Origin of the sequence: Streptomyces sp. CB02366 (genome assembly GCF_001905905.1) — a bacterium.
In the GTDB taxonomy this organism is placed as follows: Bacteria; Actinomycetota; Actinomycetes; order Streptomycetales; family Streptomycetaceae; genus Streptomyces.
In genome coordinates this window covers 428,391-449,996 of record NZ_LIVT01000003.1, presented here as the reverse complement: position 1 = coordinate 449,996, position 21,606 = coordinate 428,391, and the positions used below count along the sequence as shown (strand labels likewise).

Sequence of the window (21,606 nt, the reverse complement as noted above, 5' to 3'; positions counted from 1 at the left end):
GGACCGGCGGATCGCCGCGCGGGTAAGGTCTGCGCCTGTGAGTGGAACATCAGCAGCTCTGACACCGCCGGCCGACGCCGTCGCCCCGGTCCGGCACCCCGACGCGCCCGCCCCCGGCGAGCTTCTCGGAGCGCACTACGAACACTGTTTCGGCTGCGGCGGAGGGCAGCCGCACGGTCTGCACCTGATGGCGCGGGCCGGCGAAGGCGTGAGCGTGACCGCCGAGTTCACCGTGCAGCCCGCCCACCAGGGCGCCCCCGGCCTCGCCCACGGCGGCGTGCTCGCCACGGCGCTGGACGAGACCCTCGGCTCGCTGAACTGGCTGCTGCGCACGATCGCGGTGACCGGACGGCTGGAGACCGACTTCGTGCGCCCCGTCCCCGTGGACACCGTGCTGCACCTCGACGCCCGGATCACCGCCGTGCACGGCCGGAAGATCTACTCCACCGCCACCGGCCGGATCGGCGGCCCCGACGGGCCCGTCGCGGTCCGCGCCGACGCCCTCTTCATCGAGGTCAAGGTCGACCACTTCATCGACAACGGCCGGCCCGCCGAGATCCGGGCGGCCATGTCCGACCCGGACCAGGTCCGCCGGGCCCGCGCGTTCGAGGTGAACCCGTGACCCGCGCCCCCGTCGACGTACTGATCCGCCTCCTCGACCCGGAAGCGCCGATTCCGGCGTACGGGCACCCGGGCGACGCCGGGGCCGACCTGGTCACCACCGAGGCCGCCGAACTCGCTCCCGGCGAGCGCGCGGTGCTCCCCACCGGGGTCGCGATCGCCCTGCCCGACGGGTACGCCGCGTTCGTGCACCCCCGCTCCGGCCTCGCGGCCCGCTGCGGAGTGGCCCTCGTGAATGCCCCGGGGACGGTTGACGCCGGGTACCGTGGGGAGATCAAGGTGATCGTGGTCAACCTCGATCCACGCGAGAGCGTGCGATTCGAACGGTTCGACCGGATTGCCCAACTGGTTGTCCAGCAGGTCGAGAAGGTGCGCTTCCACGAGGTGGCGGAGCTTCCCGGCTCGGCGCGGGCCGAAGGGGGCTTCGGGTCCACCGGCGGCCATGCGTCGGTGGACGGCGCCGAGGGCGGGATCACCCACGGTGGGAACAGCTACGCTTCGGTCGTATCCGACCGGGAAGGACAGTGACGTGTTCGGACGTCGCAAGAAGAGTGGTTCCGCCGAGGACGCGGCGGACGAGGTGCGCGAGGCCGAGCAGGTCGCCGACGAGCCGGGCGCATCCGACGGGGCCGGCACCGGCGCCCGCCGGATGAACCTCCCGCCGGCCCCCCGGCCGGACGGGCCCTGGGACAGCTCCGAGGTCACCCAGCCCGGCGAGGGCCGGGTGGACCTGGGCGGCATCTTCGTCCCCGGCGTCGAAGGCATGGAGCTGCGCGTCGAGGTAGCCGGGGACGCGATCGTCGCCGCCACCGTCGTGCTGCGCGACAGCGCGATCCAGCTGCAGGCGTTCGCCGCCCCCAAGAAGGAGGGCATCTGGGGCGAGGTCCGCGACGAGATCGCCGCGGGCATCACCCAGCAGGGCGGGATGATCGACGAGGTCGAGGGCCCGCTGGGCTGGGAGCTGCGGGCGCAGGTCCCCGTACAGCTTCCCGACGGCACGGGCGGGGTGCAGCTCGTGCGCTTCGTCGGCGTCGACGGGCCCCGCTGGTTCCTGCGCGGAGTGATCTCCGGCCAGGGCGCCGTTCAGCCGCAGACCGCCGGACTGCTGGAGACGATCTTCCGGGACACCGTGGTCGTCCGCGGCGAGGGCCCGATGGCCCCCCGCGACCCGATCGTCCTCAAGCTCCCCGACGACGCCCAGATGGTGCCCGAGGGCGTGCAGCAGGAGGACCAGGAGGGCTCGAAGTTCTCCGGGGGCATGGGCCAGCTCCAGCGCGGCCCCGAGATCACCGAGGTCCGCTAGGGCGTGTTTCGAAAGCCCCGCCTGCTCGGCGGCGTCCGGCGCTCCTTTCGCAACAGGCCCTAGGGCCTGTCGTCGGACTGACGCCTGCCGGGTGACACCACTCCCAGGTGGGTTGTCGCGACACCCGGCCGCCCCGCGCGGCCACGGCCGGTGGGCCGCACCCTCGACCCGGTGCGGCCCACCGGCCTTCGCACGCCCACCGGCCCCCTGCGCCCGGCGGCTCGCGTACCCCATTGCCCGGCCGTGTGCCGCGCGCCCATACTTGGCGGGCGACGACGCAGGCCACGTACGACGGGGGAGCAGCATGACCGAGAACACCGGCGGCCGGTCCGGCACGGCCCTGGCCGAGGAGCCGGCCCGCACGGTCATGGTCCAGGTGGAGGACCTGCACCGCTCGTACGGGAGCGGGGCGGCCGCCGTGCACGCGCTGAGGGGCGTCTCGTTCGAGATCCCGCGCGGTGAGCTGGTCGCGCTCAAGGGCCGCTCCGGCTCCGGCAAGACCACCCTGCTCAACCTGGTCGGCGGCCTCGACACCCCGGACGGCGGCCGGATCACCGTCGACGGCACCGAGCTGTCCGGCCTCGGTGAGAAGGGCCTGCTGGAGCTGCGCCGCGACCGGGTCGGCTTCATCTTCCAGTCCTTCGGCCTCATCCCGATCCTGACCGCCGCCGAGAACGTCGGCGTACCCCTGCGGCTGCGCAAGGCCGACCCGGCCGAGCGCGAGGAGCGGGTCGCCCTGCTGCTCTCCCTCGTCGGCCTCGCCGACCACGCCGAGCAGCGCCCCGGCGAGCTCTCCGGCGGCCAGCAGCAGCGCGTCGCCATCGCCCGCGCCCTCGCCAACCGGCCCGCTCTCCTGATCGCCGACGAGCCCACCGGACAGCTCGACGCCGAGACCGGGCTCGCCGTGATGGAGCTGCTCCGCGCGGTCGTCCGCAGCGAGAACGTCACCGCCCTCGTCGCCACCCACGACCCCCAGCTGCTGGGCCTGGCCGACCGGGTCCTGGAGCTGAGCGACGGCCACATCGTCGAACAGGGCTGAGCCGGGCTCGGCCCCCCACCCACGGCCGCCCCGTTCCGTCCCACCCCCGGTGACCTGCCCCTTCCCGGCCCGGCGTGCATCAGAGTTCCGTCAATTCGCGCCCCAGCGGCACTCCCGGCACCGAACGGCCGGCTCCGGCGGAGTAGCGTCGAGGCGGCGGCCGCATCCGGCGGGCCACCGGCCACCGGGACGACGGGGCCGGACGGAAGAAGACAATGGGGCCATGGGACGCGGCACACTCCGGATCTACCTGGGCGCGGCACCGGGCGTCGGCAAGACGTACGCGATGCTGTCCGAGGCGCACCGCCGGGTCGAGCGCGGCACCGACTGTGTAGTGGCCTTCGTGGAGCACCACGACCGGCCGCGCACCGAGGTGCTGCTGCACGGCCTGGAGCAGGTCCGGCGCAGCGAGATCAGCTACCGCTCGGCCGTCTTCACCGAGATGGACGTCGACGCCGTCCTGGAGCGCGCCCCCGCCGTGGCCCTGGTGGACGAGCTGGCCCACACCAACGTCCCCGGCTCCCGCAACGCCAAGCGCTGGCAGGACGTCGAGGAACTCCTGAGGGCCGGGATCGACGTCATATCCACGGTCAACATCCAGCACCTGGAGTCGCTCGGCGACGTCGTCGAGTCGATCACCGGCGTCCGGCAGCGCGAGACCGTCCCCGACGAGGTGGTCCGCCGGGCCGACCAGATCGAGCTCGTCGACATGTCACCCCAGGCGCTGCGCCGCCGGATGGCGCACGGCAACATCTACCAGCCCGACAAGATGGACGCCGCCCTCTCGAACTACTTCCGCCCCGGCAACCTCACCGCCCTGCGCGAGCTGGCCCTGCTCTGGGTCGCGGACCGGGTCGACGAGTACCTCCAGCAGTACCGGGGCGAGCACAACATCCGCACCACCTGGCAGGCCCGCGAACGCATCGTCGTCGGACTGACCGGCGGGCCCGAGGGCCGCACCCTCATCCGCCGCGCCGCCCGGATGGCGGCCAAGGGCTCCGGCAGCGAGATCCTCGCCGTCTACATCGCCCGAAGCGACGGCCTGACCTCCGCGTCCCCGAAGGAGCTGACGGTCCAGCGCACCCTGGTCGAGGACCTGGGCGGCAGCTTCCACCACGTCATCGGCGACGACATACCCGCGGCCCTGCTGGAGTTCGCCCGGGGCGTCAACGCCACCCAGATCGTGCTGGGCTCCAGCCGCCGCAAGGCATGGCAGTACATGTACGGGCCCGGGGTGGGCGCGACCGTCGCCCGCGAGTCGGGCCCCGACCTCGACGTCCACATCGTCACCCACGAGGAGGTCGCCAAGGGCCGCGGGCTGCCCATCGCCCGGGGCGCCCGGCTAGGCCGGGCCCGGATCATCTGGGGCTGGCTCGTCGGCGCCGTCGGCCCCGTCCTGCTCGCGGTGGTGCTGCGCTCCATGGAGGACGCCCCCGGCCTGGCCAACGACGTCCTCCTCTTCCTCTTCCTGACGGTCGCCGCCGCCCTGCTCGGCGGACTGAGACCCGCGCTGGCCTCGGCCGCCGTGGGGTGCATGCTCCTGAACTACTGGTTCACCCCGCCCACCCACACCTGGACCGTGCAGGATCCGGAGAACCTGGTCGCCATCGGGATCTTCTTCGCGGTGGCGGTCGCGGTCTCCTCCGTGGTGGACCTCGCGGCCCGGCGCACCCACCAGGCCGCCCGGCTGCGCGCCGAGTCGGAGATCCTCTCCTTCCTCGCCGGCAGCGTGCTGCGCGGCGAGACCGCCCTGGACGCCCTGCTGGAGCGGGTCCGGGAGACCTTCGCCATGGAGTCCGTGGCGCTGCTGGAGCGCAGGAGCGACGTGGAGCCGTGGACCTGCGCCGGTTCCGTCGGGCCGGCCCCGGTCGCCCGCCCCGACGACGCCGACGTGGACATGCCGGTCGGCGACAACCTGGCCCTCGCGCTCTCCGGCCGGGTGCTGCCCGCCGAGGACCGCCGGGTGCTCGGCGCGTTCGCCGCCCAGGCCGCCGTCGTCCTGGACCGCCGGCGCCTGGTCGGGGAGGCCGAGCAGGCCCGCAGGATGGCCGAGGGCAACCGGATCAGGACCGCCCTGCTCGCCGCCGTCAGCCACGACCTGCGTACCCCGCTGGCCGCCATCAAGGCCGCCGTCAGCTCGCTGCGCTCCGACGACGTCGCCTGGTCCGAGGAGGACGAGGCGGAGCTGCTGGAGGGCATCGAGGACGGGGCCGACCGGCTGGACCACCTCGTCGGCAACCTGCTCGACATGTCCCGCCTCCAGACCGGCACCGTGCAGCCCCTGATCCGCGAGATCGACCTCGACGAGGTGGTCCCGATGGCGCTCGGCGGCGTCCCCGAGGGCAGCGTCGAACTCGACATCCCCGAGACGCTGCCGATGGTGGCCGTCGATCCCGGGCTCCTGGAGCGCGTCGTCGCCAACCTCGTGGAGAACGCCGTCAAGTACCACCCGGGCCGGGAGCCCGTGGCGGTGGCCGCCAGCGCCCTGGGCAGCCGGGTCGAGCTGCGGGTGGTGGACCGGGGCCGGGGCGTCCCCGACGAGGCCAAGGACCGGATCTTCGAACCCTTCCAGCGGTACGGGGACGCGCCGCGCGGCTCCGGAGTGGGCCTCGGCCTCGCCGTCTCCCGGGGCTTCGCCGAGGCCATGGGCGGCACGCTGGACGCCGAGGACACCCCCGGCGGCGGCCTGACCATGGTCCTCACCCTCGCCGCGGCGGCGGGCGGCGGACGGCCCGACGCCGAACCGCCGGCCCGGGTGACCTCGTGACGCGCCCCGGCGGGCGGCGTGCGCAGGGGCGTACGCAGGGCGGCCTCGCGGTCCGGGGTGCGCCGGGGCGTACGTGGCCCTGCCGCGTGGACCGGGGCTTCCCGGCGGGTACGCCGCCCGGCCCCGCGCCCTTCCCGGCCCGCCCGGGCGCGACCCCTCCCCGGGCGTCCCCCCGTACACCGAACTCCCTCCCCCCCCTCCCCGCGCAGCAGAGTTCTTGTTTCCTCCCCGTGCAGCAGAAAGGCAGGTCCGCGATGACCCGGGTGCTTGTGGTCGACGACGAGCCGCAGATCGTCCGCGCCCTCGTGATCAACCTGAAGGCCCGGCGGTACGAGGTCGACGCCGCGCCCGACGGGGCGACCGCCCTCCAGCTCGCCGCCGCCCGCCACCCCGACGTCGTCCTCCTCGACCTCGGGCTGCCCGACATGGACGGGGTCGAGGTGATCAAGGGGCTGCGCGGCTGGACCCGGGTTCCGATCCTGGTCCTCTCCGCGCGCCACACCTCCGACGAGAAGGTGGAGGCACTGGACGCCGGGGCGGACGACTACGTCACCAAGCCGTTCGGGATGGACGAGCTGCTGGCCCGGCTGCGCGCCTCGGTGCGCCGGGCGGAACCGGTCGGCCAGGAGGGCGGCGCCGAGGACGTCGCCGTGATCGAGACGCCCGGCTTCACCGTCGACCTGGCGGCGAAGAAGGTGCACCGGGACGGCCGCGACGTACGCCTCACCCCCACCGAATGGCACCTGCTGGAGGTCCTCGTCCGCAACGGCGGCCGCCTGGTCAGCCAGAAGCAGCTCCTCCAGGAGGTCTGGGGCCCGTCCTACGGCACCGAGACCAACTACCTGCGGGTCTACATGGCCCAGCTGCGCCGCAAGCTGGAGGCGGACCCCTCGCACCCCCGCCACTTCGTCACCGAGCCGGGCATGGGCTATCGGTTCGAACGCGGCTGACGTACCCCGGACCCCGCGCCGAACGGGCCCGCGGCCACCTCGCCCGGACGCCCCGGCGTCACTCTTTCGTGCGGTCGCCCCGGCCCTCCGTGCGCCGGGCTCAGGACCGGTACCCTTCGGGTATGAGTGCTGTTCCCCGATCCGAGAAAGCCGGGAAGGCCGGGAAGGCGGCGAGACCTTCCGGCCGCTTCCGCCGTATGCTCGACCGGCTCTCCAGCTCCCAGGAGGACCTGGAGTCCGAGGAACTGCGGGAGGACGCGCAGGCCACCGGATGCACCCGGATCTCCGAGTGCTCCGACCGCCAGATCGTGAAGGTGGCCGGTACGCTGCGGACGGTCACCCTCCGCCCCCGGGCCGGAGTGCCCGCCCTGGAGGCGGAGCTCTTCGACGGCACCGAACCGCTGGACGTGGTCTGGCTCGGCCGCCGTGCCATCGTCGGGATAGAACCCGGCCGCCGGATCATCGCCTCGGGGCGGGTCGCCATGAGCCACGGCCGCCGGGTGCTGTTCAACCCCACATACGAACTCCGACCGCTCGGCAAGGAGTAGCCGGTGACGTCTCTCGACAAGCCGACGTCCGACACGGACCAGCCCCACCGCACCGACCCGCGGCCCACCGGCGGGAGGCACGCCGCCCAGCAGGACGCGGAGACGCGGACCGTCACCGAGGCCGCCCTCTTCGAGGCGTTCGGCGGGGTGCGCGGAATGGTGGAGACAGTCCTCCCCGGGCTGCTCTTCGTCACGATCTTCACGGTCAACAAGGACCTGCACATCTCGGCCATCGCGGCCCTCGCCGTGTCCCTGGCCCTGGTCGCCGTCCGGCTGATCCGCCGGGACACCGTGAAGCACGCCTTCAGCGGTGTCTTCGGGGTGGCCTTCGGCGTCGTCTTCGCGATGATGACGGGCAACGCCAAGGACTTCTACCTCCCGGGCATGCTCTACACCCTGGGCCTCGCGGTCGCCTACATCGCCACCGCCGCCGCCGGGGTGCCGCTGATCGGTCTGATCCTCGGCCCGGTCTTCAAGGAGAACCTCTCCTGGCGGACCCGCAACCCGGGCCGGAAGAAGGCGTACACCAAGGCCAGTTACGCGTGGGGCTTCATCCTGCTGGCCAAGTGCGCGATCCTCTTCCCGCTCTACTGGTGGGCCGACACCACCCAGTTCGGCTGGGTGCTCATCGCCCTCAAGATCCCGCCGTTCCTGCTCGCCGTCTACCTGACCTGGGTCTTCCTCGCCAAGGCGCCGGCGCCCATCGACGTCTTCGCCGAGATGGAGGCCGAGGAGCAGGCCGAGAAGAAGGAGCGCAAGGCCGCCGCCGCGGCCCGCGACCCGGAAGCCTGACCGGTAGAACATCCGGACATCCGCCGTCCCCGGCGGTCCGGAAGCCCGACCGGTACAGCCGGACATCCGCCTCCGCACGTCCGACCCGTACGCCCACGGCCGCCGCGGCCCCCCGGCGTACGGGGCGTTCGGCGGCAACACGGGGAAGGGGCCCGGGACCGCTCAGCGGTCCCGGGCCCCTTGCGCACGACGCGGGCGGTTCGGCCCTCCGGCTTCCGGTGGGTCAGCCTTCCGACGACTCCGGGCCGTTCCGGACCGACAGCAGGTCCTCCAGCTGTTCCTCGCGCGCCTGGGCGGCCACGAACAGCAGCTCGTCCCCGGCCTCCAGGGTCTCCTCGGAGTTCGGCGTCAACACCCGCGTGCCCCGGATGATCGTCACCAGCGAGGTGTCCTCGGGCCAGGCGACGTCGCCGACCCGGGTACCGGCCAGCGCCGACTCCGGCGGCAGCGTCAACTCCACCAGGTTGGCGTCGCCGTGGCTGAAGCGCAGCAGCCGGACCAGATCGCCGACGCTCACCGCCTCCTCCACCAGGGCCGACATCAGCCGCGGCGTCGAGACGGCGACGTCCACGCCCCACGACTCGTTGAACAGCCACTCGTTCTTCGGATTGTTCACCCGGGCCACCACGCGCGGCACGCCGTACTCGGTCTTGGCGAGCAGCGAGACGACCAGGTTCACCTTGTCGTCCCCGGTCGCGGCGATCACCACGTTGCAGCGCTGCAGCGCCGCCTCGTCCAGCGACGTGATCTCACAGGCGTCCGCGAGCAGCCACTCGGCCATCGGGACACGCTCCACCGAGATGGCGGTCGGCGCCTTGTCGATCAGCAGCACCTCGTGCCCGTTCTCCAGCAGCTCGGCGGCGATGGAACGGCCCACCGCCCCCGCCCCGGCAATCGACACACGCATCAGTGACCGTCCTCCTCAGGACCCTGGGCGAACGCCGCCTCGACCTTGGCGATCTCGTCCGTACGCATCATCACGTGGACGAGGTCGCCCTCCTGCAGGACGGTCTGCGAGGTCGGCAGTATGGCCTCGCCCAACCGGGTCAGGAAGGCCACCCGGACCCCCGTCTCCTCCTGGAGCGTGCTGATCCGGTGGCCGATCCAGGACGGCGTCGTGTGCACCTCGGCGAGCTGCACCCCTCCGCTCGGATCACGCCACAGGGGCTCCGCGCCCGAGGGCAGCAGCCGTCGCAGCATCTGGTCCGCCGTCCAGCGCACCGTCGCCACGGTGGGGATGCCGAGACGCTGGTAGACCTCGGCACGCCGGGGATCGTAGATCCGCGCCGCGACGTTCTCGATGGAGAACATCTCGCGGGCCACCCGGGCCGCGATGATGTTGGAGTTGTCGCCACTGCTGACGGCGGCGAACGCGCCGGCGTCCTCGATGCCCGCCTCGCGGAGCGTGTCCTGGTCGAAGCCGACGCCGGTGACCCGGCGGCCTCCGAATCCGGACCCGAGACGACGGAACGACGTGGGGTCCTGGTCGATCACCGCGACGGTGTGCCCCTGCTGTTCCAGGGTCTGTGCGAGAGCGGCTCCGACGCGCCCGCAGCCCATGATGACGATGTGCACTGTGCGCCTACCCCGCCGTCCGGTTCATCCGGCTGACCTGCGAAAACACGCTGCTCACACTTCTCTCTCGGCTTGCTGGGCAAACAACGGGGCACACACCCGCGGTGCGGCCCGGAGTCGAGCTTAAGCGCCGGGGGAGTCCACGCCTCATCCGCGTCTCCCCGCAGTCGCCCGTGCCGGTAAAGGAAAAGCAAAAAAGGACGCGTGAACGCAAGGATCGCGTTAAAGAATGGAGGAGCGTTCTCGGCCGACCGCAGGAGATTGCGGGGGCGCGTCGAAAGGGCGTGCGTTTCGGCCGTCGGCTCCGTTTACGATCCTCAGCGTGTCCAAACTGACCGACGTGCCCAAACGGATCCTGATCGGCCGGGCGCTGCGCAGCGACAAGCTCGGGGAGACCCTTCTCCCCAAGCGCATCGCCCTGCCCGTCTTCGCTTCCGACCCGTTGTCCTCGGTGGCGTACGCACCGGGAGAAGTCCTCCTCGTGCTGTCCATCGCGGGGGTGTCGGCCTACCACTTCAGCCCCTGGATCGCGGTGGCGGTCGTCGTCCTGATGTTCACGGTCGTCGCCTCCTACCGGCAGAACGTCCGGGCCTACCCCAGCGGGGGCGGGGACTACGAGGTCGCGACCACCAACCTCGGCCCGAAGGCCGGGCTGACCGTCGCCAGCGCCCTGCTCGTGGACTACGTCCTCACCGTCGCCGTGTCGATCTCCTCCGGCGTCGAGAACCTGGGCTCCGCGGTCCCGTTCGTCATCGAGAACAAGACGGCCTGCGCCGTCGCCGCCATCGTCCTGCTCACCCTGATGAACCTGCGGGGAGTGAAGGAGTCGGGAAAACTCTTCGCCATCCCCACCTATCTCTTCGTGGCCGGCGTCTTTCTCATGATCCTGTGGGGCAGTTTCCGAGGACTGGTCCTCGGTGAGGCGATGCACGCCCCCACCTCCGACCTGGAGATCAAGCCCGAACACCAGGGAATGGCCGGCTTCGCGCTTCTCTTCCTCCTGCTGCGGGCCTTCTCCTCCGGTTGCGCCGCCCTCACCGGGGTCGAGGCGATCAGCAACGGGGTGCCGGCCTTCCGCAAGCCGAAGAGCAAGAACGCCGCGACCACGCTGGCGCTGATGGGCCTGCTCGCCGTCACCATGTTCTGCGGCATCATCGGCCTCGCCCTGGCCACCGACGTCAAGATGGCCGAGCACCCGGCGGTCGACCTGATCCGCGACGGCGTCCCGGTCGGCGCGGGCTTCACCCAGGACCCGGTCATCGCCCAGGTCGCCGAGGCGGTGTTCGGCCACGGATCGTTCCTCTTCATGGTCCTCGCCGCCGCCACCGCCCTGGTCCTCTTCCTCGCCGCGAACACCGCCTACAACGGCTTCCCGCTGCTCGGCTCGATCCTCGCGCAGGACCGCTACCTGCCGCGCCAGCTGCACACGCGCGGCGACCGCCTCGCCTTCTCCAACGGCATCGTGCTGCTGGCCGGCGCGGCGATCCTGCTCGTCGGGATCTACGGAGCCGACTCCACGAAGCTGATCCAGCTGTACATCGTCGGGGTGTTCGTCTCCTTCACGCTCAGCCAGACCGGCATGGTGCGGCACTGGAACCGCCTCCTGGCCGACGAACGGGACCAGGCCAAGCGCCGCCACATGGTCCGCTCCCGCGCCATCAACGCCTTCGGAGCCTTCTTCTGCGGCGTGGTCCTGGTGATCGTGCTCGCCACCAAGTTCACCCACGGCGCGTGGGTGGCGCTGCTCGGGATGGTCATCTTCTACGGCACGATGACCGCGATCCGGAAGCACTACGACCGGGTCGCCGCCGAGATCGCCGCCGACGAGACCCCCGCGGAGGAGAGCGCGCGCCCCTCCCGCGTCCACGCCATCGTCCTCGTCTCCAAGCTCCACCGCCCCACCCTGCGCGCCCTCGCCTACGCCCAACTGGTCCGCGCCGACCACCTGGAGGCGCTCTCCATCAGCGTGGACCCGGATGAGACCAGGGTGCTGCGCGAGGACTGGGAACGCCGCGGCATCAACGTCCCCCTCAAGATCCTCGACTCGCCCTACCGCGAGGTGACCCGCCCGGTCATCGAGTACGTCAAGGGGCTGCGCCGCCAGAGCCCGCGCGACGTGATCAGCGTCTACATCCCCGAGTACGTGGTCGGCCACTGGTACGAGCACCTGCTGCACAACCAGAGCGCCCTGCGCCTCAAGGGCCGTCTGCTCTTCACCCCGGGCGTCATGGTGACCTCCGTCCCGTACCAGCTCCAGTCCTCCGAGGCCGCGAAGAAGCGGGCCCGCAGGCGCGCCGACTGGAACGCCCCGGGCTCGGTCCGCCGGGGCCCGGTGGAACGCCGCCACAAGGATCCGCATCGCAAGGAGCAGCACGGCAAGGGGCGGGGCGGCAAAGGGTGAGCGGGCCGGCGCCGGACCCGGGCCCGGGGGCTGAGCGCTGTCGCGACGGGAGACGGGCGTCGGTCCGGGCCGTCACGAACGACGGCCCGGGCGGGGGAGGGGCGGAGGCCGCGGCCGCCGTGGTCGGCGGCCCGACCGCGTCCGCGTAGACTGGTGGGCTGTCGTCCGGCCCGCGGGCCGGACCGTTCACCCCCTTCCCCCAGGAGCCTCCCCTCATGCAGAACGAACCCACGTCGTCGCTGGTCGGGGAGGAGTACGAGGTCGAGGTCGGTCCCGTGGCGCACGGAGGCCACTGCATCGCCCGCACCGCGGAGAACCAGGTCCTCTTCGTACGCCACACGCTCCCCGGCGAGAAGATCATCGCCAAGGTCACCGAGGGCGACGCGGACTCCCGCTTCCTGCGGGCCGACGCGGTACGGATCCTCGAACCGTCCAAGGACCGGGTCGAGGCGCCCTGCCCGTACGCCGGCCCCGGCAAGTGCGGCGGCTGCGACTGGCAGCACGCCAAGCCCGGCGCGCAGCGCCGCCTCAAGGGCGAGGTGATCGCCGAGCAGTTGCAGCGCCTGGCGGGCCTGACCCCCGAGGAGGCCGGCTGGGACGGCACGGTCATGCCGGCCGAGGGCGACAAGCTGCCTGCGGGGGAGGTCCCGGCCTGGCGCACCCGTGTCCAGTACGCCGTCGACGCGGACGGCCGCGTGGGCCTGCGCAAGCACCGCTCGCACGACGTCGAGCCGATCGACCGCTGCCTGATCGCCGCGCCGGGCGTCTCGGAGCTCGGCGTCGAGAAGCGCGAGTGGCCGCAGATCGCCGCGGTGGAGGCCGTCACCGCCACCGGCTCGAACGACCGCCAGGTCATCCTCACCCCGAAGCCCGGCGGCCGGCTCCCCCTGGTGGAGCTGGACAAGCCGGTCTCCGTGCTCCGCGTCGACGAGAAGGACGGCGGCGTCCACCGCGTCCACGGCCGCGCCTTCGTCCGCGAGCGCGCCGACGACCGCACCTACCGCGTCGGTTCCGGAGGCTTCTGGCAGGTCCACCCGCAGGCCGCCGACACCCTGGTCCGCGCGGTCATGCAGGGGCTGCTGCCCCGCAAGAGCGACACGGCGCTCGACCTCTACTGCGGCGTCGGCCTGTTCGCCGGAGCCATCGGCCAGCGCATCGGCGAGAAGGGCGCGGTCCTCGGCATCGAGTCCGGCAAGCGCGCGGTGGAGGACGCCCGCCACAACCTGAAGGACCTCGACCGCGTCCGCATCGAACACGGCAAGGTCGACCAGGTCCTGCCCCGCACGGGCATCACCGAGTGCGACCTGATCGTCCTGGACCCGCCCCGCGCGGGCGCGGGCAAGCAGGTGGTCAAGCACCTGTCCACCCTGGGCGCCCGTCGCATCGCCTACGTCGCGTGCGACCCGGCGGCCCTGGCCCGCGACCTGGCGTACTTCGCGGAGGGCGGGTACAAGGTGCGGACGCTGCGGGCGTTCGACTTGTTCCCGATGACGTCGCATGTTGAGTGCGTGGCTATTCTGGAGCCTGCGGGCAAGGGGGCCTGACCTGCGGCTTTATGGTCTGGATGGGTTGCTCGACCCGTTTCCCTTCGTGCGGCGGGTCGAGGGGACGGATCCCCCCTCGTGCATTCCTGACGTGCGAATTCATCAGGGAGGCGCTTACATCGGCGACGCCTTCAGGGTCTCGATCGGAGAGTCCTGACGCTCGCATGGGACGTCTTGACCGCCCGGAACTCTCTCTGGCTGGGGTTCTGCGGACCGGACCATCGACAGGGGCAATATCTTCCGATGTGAGCGCCTCGCTGCGCCGATAGCGTGCTGTGGAGAGGTGCGGCAGATCTTGGCGGAGGTGTCCGCCCTCTTCTGAGTCGTCGTGTGCATCGGCTGTCTGCAGGGTACGTGGTCAGCCGCGGTGCGACTGTTTGCGGAACCGGCAGTCGAACCCGAGGGGATCCACGGAGGTCTCCGTCCCGATGTGGCCCGCTTCGCCTGCGTGAGTCAGTACATCCGGCGGACGGTCTCGAACTTCTCAGGGGGGCGCCGAGCGGCTGTTGCTGTCAGCGGTCAAGGCCACCGTGCAGATCGCTACGTCGTGGAAAGATCGCACTTCCACTCGGGCCGATGACCGCCAAGGGCTTGTGCCTGCAACGTCGGCCGCTTGGTCGGGGTGCTGGGCTCGGACACCGGCAAATCGAAGAGCGAAGTCTTCCGGACCTGAGGCGATCCCGAGGAACGGCTCGAGATGAAGGCCGTGCCCTGGAGGCCGGGGCAAGCGAGCGTAGCTTCTGGACTGGGGCCCCTGTCGGCTGTGCTGGCGCGCGGACCCGGGATCACCTTGGGAGCTGGGTCAAAGGCCACTGATCCGTTGCCTGCGGCACATGATTGCCGCAGGCAACGGGCTTGTCGCCTGACGACGCTCCGCGGGTGTTTTGACCGGTCAGTTCAGAAGGGGTCGAGCCCTGCGGACTCTACTGCACCCAGTAGTCGGCATTCTCCGGTATGTCCGTCCATGCGCAGCTAGTCCGTACCTACAGCTATGTCCCGGAGGTCTCCGTCACGGAGATAGGCAGCTGACTGGCAGTCGAAAGAGAAGTCGCCTCTCACTTGGGCGCGTTTCCCTTCGACGAGCGCGAAGCCCGTGCCTTCGTGGCTGGCCTGCTGCTCCAGGAAGTTCTGGGTCAGCCCGGCAGCGTCTTTGCCGCTCAGCATCAGTCTGTCCTCAGGGGAGAGAAGTTCCGCCATGGCGAGAGGCCGGCATGTCCCGTCTGACCGTCCACGAACACGACGTCCGCACGTTCGAGCCGATGCTGGTCGAGAACAGCAGTGACGTCTGGGCGGCATTGGGGAGATTGTCGCTGTCGGTGAAGGGCTCGGCTCATGAGGCCAGCGTCCGGCCAGCTGATTGAGGTGGCCGGACGCTGCGTCTCCCGCCTGGATCTCGCGACCTGCGGATTGTCTTCCCCTGGAGCTAGTCAGCCAAGACCAGCTCGTCAGGGCCATCCATCCCAGCCGTCCTGACTACCGCCCGGCAGAACTCCGCGGGAGGGCAGTAGCGGTGCTCCGTGATGTAGTGGATGACGAGGTTGGGGGCCGAGTAGACAGTGCCGTCGGTATCCTGAGCGCGGATCTCGGCAGAGCCGAGCCATACCTGGGTGTCGAAGGCCGGACCGCCAAGGATGACGGGCCGCTCGGTGGAGCAGAACTCGCAGTCGTGAACACCGCGCGTCTGGTTGTCGTAGGCACTGCTGAGGGCCTTCATCGCATCGATCACACGGTCGTCCACGATCCCGGTGCGGTAAGCGCAATCGGGTCCCAACCAGCCGATGTTGAGCATCTCCTGGTCCGATGTGTCGTACACGTAGGCGGTCATGTCGGGGTAGTAGGGCATAACCACTCCTCAGCGTGGGTTGCAGTGTTCTCGGCAGAAGGCCATGTGCACAGGTCCCATGTTGGGTTTGAGGATATCGCTGAGCAGCGTGGGCTTGCTCACCGTGATCGACCCCGACATCATCCTCAGGTCGGTCCCCGGGAACACGGTGTAGTTCGGAATGTCCTTGCCGGGTCCAAAGATCTCCGTGGGCTTCACTTTCTTGCCTTGCTCGACGGCAAGTCCGACGGGCTGTCCGAGCATTTTCCCGTCCTCGACATAGAGGTAGCCCCAGGTGCCGCTAGGCATCTGAGTGTCCCCGGTGCCTCGGATGTACGCCCCGTGGCCCGCGATGACGGCTTGGCCGTCCGGCCGCCCGCCAGGGATTCGAACGCGGGCCGGGCCGACGCCCTTACCGTGAGAGGGAATGCTGTGTCCGCGCAACTCGGGTGCCACGGCCGTCTTGCGCCACCCGGTCAGTCCTCCGAGTCCGGTGACGGCGATCTGTTGGGTGAGTTCGTCGGCTGCTTCGGCGTAGAGGTCGGCGAGTGCGTCGCAGCCTTGTTGGCGGAGCATGTATTCGGCGCGGTAGAGGCGGTAGGCGGGTCGGACGGGGAGGTACTTGTCGAGGAAGGCGCCGGCGCCGCCGTTCTCGCCGGTGAAGGCGTCCTGTGCGTCCCCGAGGAACACGAACGGTGACTTGACGACGTCGACGAAGGCGTTCCCGAAGATGCCCAGCACGTCGCCGATGCCGTCAACGCTGTCGTTCGGGTCTTCGGGGGTCCGGCCGCTGGGATCGGTGAGCAGGGTGGGCTTGTTGTCGGCGTAGGCGTACGGGGATACATAGGGAGTCGAGGCACCGCGCGCAGCCGGGTCGGTGCTGGTGAAGCGGCCGGTGGCCGGGGTGTACTGGCGGGCGTGGAGGTCGATGTTGCCGGTGGTGCTCTCGTAGCGGGCGCCGGTGTAGGTGGGGGTGCTTGCGGGTGCGCCTGCGGTGACGGTGCCCAGGACGCGGGTGCCGTAGGGGTCGTAGGCCCAGCGCTGGTGGAGGGTGCCGGTGCTGCTGGTGACGGCGAGCGGGGAGCCCTGGGTGTCGTGGTGGTAGTAGAAGACCGCGCCCGTGCCGGTTTTGGTGGCGGCGGGCTGGCCGAGGGGGTCGTAGCGGTAGGACTGCTTGACGGTCCAGGCGCTGTCGTACTCGGTGGTGAGGATCGGCAGGGGTGCGTTGGGGTCCCACTGGGTGCGGCTGGTGACCGCGCCGTCCTTGAGCGTGGCGACCTGGTTGCCGCTGGAGTCGTGGTCGTAGGTGTAGTTGGTGCCTGCGACGGTGGCGGCGGAGATCTGTCCGGCCAGGTCGTAGGTGAAGGTGTCGGCGCCGGCCTTGGTCTGGTTGCCTTCCGCGTCGTACTCGTATGCGGTGGTGGTGGTCCCGGTGGTGGTGGAGGTGAGCTGGTCGGCGTCGTCGTAGGCGTAGCTGGTGGACGCGGTGCCGAGGGTGGAGGTCAGGCGGTTGCCGACCTTGTCGTAGGTGTAGGACGTGGCGCGTGTCGCGGCGCAGCCGGTTACCCAGGGCTGGGGGTAGCAGCCGGAGGTGAGGCGGCCCGCGGTGTCGTAGGTCTGGTCGTAGCCGCCGGTGCCGACTCCGGCCCGGGTGACGTCGACGCGGGTGGGCAGGCCGGCCGCCGACAGGGCCAGGGCGGTCTTGGTGACCGTCGTGCCTGCCTTGGTGGAGGTGACGGCGGTGACGCGGCCCGCCCGGTCGTAGGTGCGCTCCTCGGTCTCCGTGTTGGGCAGTGCCGTCTTCGTGAGGTTGCCCGCCGGGTCCGAGGTGTAGGTGGTGGTGGTGCCGTCGGCCGTCATCGTGGCGGTGCGGCCGTCGTTGTCGTAGGTGTAGCCGATGGTGTTGCCGTCGGCGTACTTACGGGTGAGTATCTGCCCGGCGGCGTCGTAGGTGTACGCGAAGCCGCGGGTCTTGGTGAGGTCGCCGACCGAGTTGTAGACGAAGTCCTCGGAGATCCTCGCGTTGGCACGGGCCGTCATCTGCCCGGCGTCGTCGTAGTCGAAGGTGACGTCCGGCGTGGAGTCCGAGTAGTCGATCTTGGTGACCAGGCCGCGGACGTCGTACGTCCGGGTGGTGGTGCCGCGGGGCGTCGTCACCTTGACCGGATTGCTGTCCGCGTCGTACGCGTACGACGTCACCCGGTCCAGCGGGTCGGTGACCGATGTCAGGCGGTGCGCGGCGTCGTAAGCGTAGGTGGTGACGTGGTTGTTGGCGTCGGTGCGACCCGTCATGTTGCCGACCGCGTCGTAGCCGTAGGTGGTGGCCGCCCCGCCGGGGGCGGTGACGGTGGTCAGCTGGTCGAGCTTGTTGTAGCTGTAGGTGGTGGCGCGTTGGTCGGCGTCCGTGCTCCGGGTGACGTTCCCGACCGCGTCGTACTCGGTTCTGGTCACGTTGCCGAGCGGGTCGGTGACGGCGGTCGCGTTGCCGGCCGTGTCGTAGCGGTAGGTGGTGGTGTACTGCGCGGGGGAGGCTCCGGTGACGTTGCCTCGCGGGTCGACGGCCGTGGCCTGGCGGCCGTCGTCGTCGTAGGTCCAGCTCTCCTTGTTGCCCAGGGGGGAGGTGCTGCTGAGCAGGTTCCCGTCGGCGTCGTAGGTGTAGGTGGTGGTCTTGCTCAGCTGGTTGGTGCTGCTGGTGAGCCGGTTGTTCTTGTCGTAGACCGAAAGGGTCGTCTTGCCTGCGGCGTCGGTGACCTTGGTGACGTTGTCATTGGCGTCGTACGTGTAGCCGGTGGTGTGGCCCAGCTGGTCGGTGTTCACCAGCGGCCGGTTGATCGCGTCGTAGGTCGTGGTGCTGAACGCACCGGTGGGTCCGGTGACCTTGGTGCTGTTGCCTGCGGCGTCGTAGGCGTAGCTCGTGGTGTGGGCGGCCGGGTCGGCGCCCGTGACGTTGCCGCGCGGGGAGACGCTGGTGAGCAGGCGACCCACCTTGTCGTAGGTGTAGGTGGTCTTGTTGCCGGCTGCGTCCGTCTCGGAGGCGAGGTGTCCGGCGGCGCTGTAGGTGCGGGTGACGAACTTGCCTACCGGGTCCGTCGTTCGGGTCAGGTGCCCGGCGTCGTCGTAGGCGAACGCCGTGGTCTCGCCCTCGGGGTTCTTCGCGGTGAGGAGCTGTTCCGCGCCGTTGTAGGTGTAGGACGTGGTGCGGCCCAGCGGGTCGGTGGCCGAGCTGAGCAGACCTCGCCCGTCGTAGGCGTATGTCGTTGTGTAGGCGGCGGGGTCGGCGCCGGTGACATTGCCACGCGGGTCCGTCCTGGTCAGGATCCGCCCGGCCGCGTCGTAGGTGAACGTCGCCTTCTCACCCAGCGGTGTGGTCACCGACGTGCGGTTCCCGGCTGTGTCGTAGCCGTAGGTGGTGACCTTGCCGCGTGGTGTCTTTACCGTCTGGATGGCGCCGAGTGCCGTGTATGTGTAGGCGGTGGTGCCGACGAGCGGGTCGGTGGTCGTCGTCAGCTGGTTGGACGTGTTGTACGCGTACGTGGTCTTGTTGCCGCGGCCGTCGGTGTGGCTGGTGATGTTGCCCGACGTGTCGTAGGTCCAGATTTCCTTGTAGCCGAGGCTCGCCGGTGAACTGCGCGTGAGCATGCGGCCGGCGCTGTCGTACGTCATCGACGTGGTGTTGCCGCGCTGGTCGGTGATGGACACGGGCCGCAGATTGCGGTCGTAGTCGTAGGTGATGCTCTTGCCGTACGGGTCGATGGTCGACATGAGGACGTTGCCGGAGTACACGTCGGTCCACACGCCGCCGTCGGGCGCCGTGGTGTGTGACTCGCGGCTGCCGTCCCAGGCGAACGTGGTCGTCTTGGTGTTCTGGTCGGTCTGGGAAGTGATCCGGCCTGCGGTGTCGTAGGTGTTGCTGACCTTGCCGCCCGCGGGGTCGGTGTAGGACGACAGCCGCTTGTTCGCGTCGTACGCGTAGGAAGAGGTTTTCCCCGCCGGGTCGGTCACCGAGGTCAGCAGACCACCGGTGTAGCCGTAGGTCACCGACGTCGTGTCCGGCAGGTCCACCTTGGTCAACAGCCCGTCGGCACCGACCGTGAACGTCGTTGTGCGCCCGGCGGCGTCCTTGACGGAGGCGAGCTTGCCGGACACGTACGTCAGGTTCAGCCCCTTCCCTGCCTTGTCCACGACGGAGGTGAGCTGACCACCGCCGGTGAAGGTCCGCTTGGTGTGGTCGGGCGTGGTCAGGATGTAGTCACTGGTGCCCTTGACCAGCTTGGCCGCCGACCCGGCCGGGGCCTTGTACGTCCCGTCGCTGTTCTGCGTGAACACGAACGACGCCCCGTCGTCCGCCCGGTAAGTAACCTTCACCGTCGCGACCGTGAGCTTCGAGTCGAACGGTGATGCCCACCCTCGGCCCAGCAGACCCGCTGCGGTCGAGTCGGAACGGTACGTGCGTTCCAGGGCCAGTGGCACACCGGGGCCGACCAGCGACGCGTCGGTGAGCTGCTCGAAGAACATGCCGGTCGCCGTATTGACCGGATCCGCACGGTGAGCCTGCGCGTAGCAGGTGCAGATGCCCGCCTGCGCCCCAGGGATGTCAGGCGTGTAGAAGGCTTCCACCAGGGGCGAGGTGGTTCCGCCCGGACTCGAAGACCCGTCGGTGCCGGTGAGGAAGATCCAGGCGTAGTACTTCTTTCCGTCCTCGAGATGCCCCCCGAGCGTGCTGCCGCTCCACCAGAAGCACTGATTGGCGGGGTATGCGTTGCTTGGCCACCATCCGTAGCACCAGGCGCCGTTGTCGAGGTAGCGGCCCGAAGGGTCACCGGTGGTGCGCTTGATCTCCTGCTGGTGGACGTAGTTCCCCGCCTCGTCGCGGACGTAGAGCCACATCCCGGACACCTGGGATGCCGCCGTGCCCGTCGGCAGCTGCAGTTGCCCGCCGATCGACAACATCGCCGGGTAAGCAGTGGCGTACGCGCTGACCCAAGTCGGATTCCCTGTGGCCTGCGCGCCGAAGGGCGATGCCAACTTGCCGGCGGCCGGGCCCCGGTCGGCGGGCTCGGTGGGACGGGGGTGCGGTGTGCCGGCCGGCTTTACTGCGCGCGGAGCGATGTAGTTGTGCATGGGCGACAGCTCGCCCCGGTCGCGCCTCATCTGCTGGCGTCTCTCGGCCAGCGTCATGGCCTTGGGCGGCTTCGGAAGGTCCGACGCTGTTCTCGCGACGGCCGTCTCCATGGCAGCCGATGGCGGTATGGAGGTCTGTCGGTCTCCGGGGGAGGCCCAGGAGGGGATGGCCCCTGGGACGGCCAGGAGCGCCACGGCCAGGAGTGTGGTGAGGAGTCTTCGCGCTTGTGTGCGCACTGTGCATCACCCGTGAGTAGATCGTGAACAGAGTCGGGGTGATGCTTGATCCGAAAGTGGATCGATCTAACGCACGGCGCCGAATGGGGCTGGATCCCGACGTGTCGCACTGAACGGCACCCAGAGGGCCCCCTGGTCGGATGGTCGACCGGCCGTCCCTTGGTGAGCGATTGGCGTGAACACGCCTTCCCGCCCGGGAAGCGGCAGTTGAACACTCGGAGGGCAGTCGGCCAAGCCTGGGCTTCTGTTCGGAGACCGGCGTGGTTGTAGCGACTGGTGGGGGAAAACAAGGTGCGCCTCGTGCGCGGGACCTCACTTGCCATCGACGTGCGGGAGCGGAGCTTCCGGTGGCGCTGCGGCTTCGTGGACCATGATCGGCCGAGTGCCGGCAACTGTCGTCGGTGCCGCCCTCCGACCGGGCGGTCGGCGCCTACCTCGCGAGCCGACGCGAGGCCGTCGGCGCAGGGCCGGGCGCGCCGAGCTGCCGACGTCGACGGCAAGGTGCTGGGTCGGCCCACCTGGCCGCTAACCACAGGCGCCCGCACTCCGCGGTCATCCGCCATCGCCCCGTAACTCTCGCCCCGTGGGGAGGCCGGGTCGGTTATGGAGCTCCCGGTGCAGTGCGGAGCTGTGGGGGTCCATGCCCGAGGAGTTCCTTGGCGCGGGTGCCGAATGTTGTCGGTTGGCGGTCATGGCCCACGATGTCGGTCGGACGGATGGTGCGGGGCATAGCGGGTGAGTCGGCGTCCGCAGCTGGCGGCCGTGGACCCGATGGGTGACGTTGCTCTGGCGGCCTGTGCACCGGCTGCCAGCAGTGACGCTCGTTTGACGATCCAGGCGGCCCCACGCAGGCCGTCGAGCCGAGAAAGGTTATCTGGCCTGGGCT

The 21,606-nt window shown here is 70.4% G+C and carries 16 protein-coding genes; 11 read left to right on the top strand and 5 right to left on the bottom strand.

What is annotated here, in order from left to right; translation table 11 throughout:
- Positions 1 to 37 precede the first annotated feature (37 nt).
- The 8 genes from AMK24_RS10555 (at position 38) to AMK24_RS10520 (ending at position 8,020) form a co-directional block, all read left to right on the top strand.
- Positions 38 to 622 carry a PaaI family thioesterase gene (locus AMK24_RS10555; protein ID WP_032793197.1) on the top strand — a complete coding sequence of 195 codons (585 nt, stop codon included), beginning with the start codon at positions 38 to 40 and terminating at the stop codon, positions 620 to 622.
- Entirely contained in the window at positions 619 to 1,149 is a 531-nt protein-coding gene (gene dut, locus AMK24_RS10550) for a dUTP diphosphatase (RefSeq protein ID WP_073767413.1), read from the top strand. Before AMK24_RS10555 ends, dut begins: the two co-directional genes overlap by 4 nt.
- A 1-nt stretch (position 1,150) precedes the next feature.
- Entirely contained in the window at positions 1,151 to 1,924 is a 774-nt protein-coding gene (locus AMK24_RS10545; RefSeq protein ID WP_073767411.1) for a DUF3710 domain-containing protein, read from the top strand.
- A gap of 304 nt (positions 1,925 to 2,228) precedes the next feature.
- Positions 2,229 to 2,963 carry an ABC transporter ATP-binding protein gene (locus tag AMK24_RS10540; protein ID WP_073767409.1) on the top strand — a complete coding sequence of 245 codons (735 nt, stop codon included), beginning with the start codon at positions 2,229 to 2,231 and terminating at the stop codon, positions 2,961 to 2,963.
- A 223-nt stretch (positions 2,964 to 3,186) separates the two neighbouring features.
- Positions 3,187 to 5,730 carry a sensor histidine kinase gene (locus tag AMK24_RS10535; RefSeq protein ID WP_073767407.1) on the top strand — a complete coding sequence of 848 codons (2,544 nt, stop codon included), beginning with the start codon at positions 3,187 to 3,189 and terminating at the stop codon, positions 5,728 to 5,730.
- Between the two features lie 254 nt (positions 5,731 to 5,984).
- Positions 5,985 to 6,680, top strand: a complete 696-nt coding sequence (locus tag AMK24_RS10530; protein WP_073767405.1) for a response regulator — start codon at positions 5,985 to 5,987, stop codon at positions 6,678 to 6,680.
- A gap of 122 nt (positions 6,681 to 6,802) precedes the next feature.
- A complete protein-coding gene (locus tag AMK24_RS10525; protein ID WP_199876411.1) occupies positions 6,803 to 7,228 on the top strand; it encodes an OB-fold nucleic acid binding domain-containing protein in 426 nt (141 codons plus the stop codon).
- 3 nt (positions 7,229 to 7,231) lie between these two features.
- Entirely contained in the window at positions 7,232 to 8,020 is a 789-nt protein-coding gene (locus tag AMK24_RS10520; RefSeq protein ID WP_073767401.1) for a DUF3159 domain-containing protein, read from the top strand.
- Positions 8,021 to 8,243: 223 nt separating this feature from the next.
- Here AMK24_RS10520 and AMK24_RS10515 read toward each other — a convergent pair whose 3' ends face one another.
- Positions 8,244 to 8,927, bottom strand: coding sequence for a potassium channel family protein (locus tag AMK24_RS10515; RefSeq protein WP_073767399.1), 684 nt, complete (start codon positions 8,925 to 8,927; stop codon positions 8,244 to 8,246).
- Positions 8,927 to 9,595 (bottom strand): potassium channel family protein, encoded by a 669-nt coding sequence (locus tag AMK24_RS10510; protein ID WP_073767397.1) that lies wholly within the window; start codon positions 9,593 to 9,595, stop codon positions 8,927 to 8,929. The genes AMK24_RS10515 and AMK24_RS10510 overlap by 1 nt, the downstream gene beginning before the upstream one ends.
- A gap of 322 nt (positions 9,596 to 9,917) precedes the next feature.
- Between AMK24_RS10510 and AMK24_RS10505 the strand changes: the two genes are divergently transcribed.
- Both AMK24_RS10505 and AMK24_RS10500 read left to right on the top strand, forming a co-directional pair.
- Positions 9,918 to 11,996, top strand: coding sequence for an APC family permease (locus AMK24_RS10505; protein WP_073767395.1), 2,079 nt, complete (start codon positions 9,918 to 9,920; stop codon positions 11,994 to 11,996).
- Between the two features lie 215 nt (positions 11,997 to 12,211).
- Positions 12,212 to 13,540, top strand: a complete 1,329-nt coding sequence (locus AMK24_RS10500; protein WP_073767393.1) for a class I SAM-dependent RNA methyltransferase — start codon at positions 12,212 to 12,214, stop codon at positions 13,538 to 13,540.
- Between the two features lie 972 nt (positions 13,541 to 14,512).
- Here AMK24_RS10500 and AMK24_RS10495 read toward each other — a convergent pair.
- Positions 14,513 to 14,737, bottom strand: a complete 225-nt coding sequence (locus AMK24_RS10495; protein ID WP_242435124.1) for a hypothetical protein — start codon at positions 14,735 to 14,737, stop codon at positions 14,513 to 14,515.
- Between the two features lie 14 nt (positions 14,738 to 14,751).
- Between AMK24_RS10495 and AMK24_RS33905 the strand changes: the two genes are divergently transcribed.
- Positions 14,752 to 14,901, top strand: coding sequence for a hypothetical protein (locus AMK24_RS33905; protein WP_158072148.1), 150 nt, complete (start codon positions 14,752 to 14,754; stop codon positions 14,899 to 14,901).
- A 62-nt stretch (positions 14,902 to 14,963) separates the two neighbouring features.
- On the opposite strand, the gene AMK24_RS10490 is transcribed toward AMK24_RS33905, so the two are convergent.
- Positions 14,964 to 15,383, bottom strand: a complete 420-nt coding sequence (locus tag AMK24_RS10490) for a DUF7919 family protein (protein WP_073767391.1) — start codon at positions 15,381 to 15,383, stop codon at positions 14,964 to 14,966.
- Between the two features lie 9 nt (positions 15,384 to 15,392).
- Positions 15,393 to 20,540 carry a putative adhesin gene (locus tag AMK24_RS10485; protein WP_242435123.1) on the bottom strand — a complete coding sequence of 1,716 codons (5,148 nt, stop codon included), beginning with the start codon at positions 20,538 to 20,540 and terminating at the stop codon, positions 15,393 to 15,395.
- Between the last annotated feature and the right edge of the window lie 1,066 nt (positions 20,541 to 21,606).

Bases quoted from the DNA above. Each gene is read 5' to 3' on its own strand.
- AMK24_RS10525 (WP_199876411.1), top strand. From the start codon at position 6,803: ATGAGTGCTGTTCCCCGATCCGAGAAAGCCGGGAAGGCCGGGAAGGCG.
- AMK24_RS10485 (WP_242435123.1), bottom strand. From the start codon at position 20,540: ATGACGCTGGCCGAGAGACGCCAGCAGATGAGGCGCGACCGGGGCGAG.
- AMK24_RS10535 (WP_073767407.1), top strand. From the start codon at position 3,187: ATGGGACGCGGCACACTCCGGATCTACCTGGGCGCGGCACCGGGCGTC.
- AMK24_RS10540 (WP_073767409.1), top strand. From the start codon at position 2,229: ATGACCGAGAACACCGGCGGCCGGTCCGGCACGGCCCTGGCCGAGGAG.
- AMK24_RS33905 (WP_158072148.1), top strand. From the start codon at position 14,752: ATGTCCCGTCTGACCGTCCACGAACACGACGTCCGCACGTTCGAGCCG.
- AMK24_RS10515 (WP_073767399.1), bottom strand. From the start codon at position 8,927: ATGCGTGTGTCGATTGCCGGGGCGGGGGCGGTGGGCCGTTCCATCGCC.
- AMK24_RS10490 (WP_073767391.1), bottom strand. From the start codon at position 15,383: ATGCCCTACTACCCCGACATGACCGCCTACGTGTACGACACATCGGAC.
- AMK24_RS10495 (WP_242435124.1), bottom strand. From the start codon at position 14,737: ATGGCGGAACTTCTCTCCCCTGAGGACAGACTGATGCTGAGCGGCAAA.
- AMK24_RS10500 (WP_073767393.1), top strand. From the start codon at position 12,212: ATGCAGAACGAACCCACGTCGTCGCTGGTCGGGGAGGAGTACGAGGTC.
- AMK24_RS10530 (WP_073767405.1), top strand. From the start codon at position 5,985: ATGACCCGGGTGCTTGTGGTCGACGACGAGCCGCAGATCGTCCGCGCC.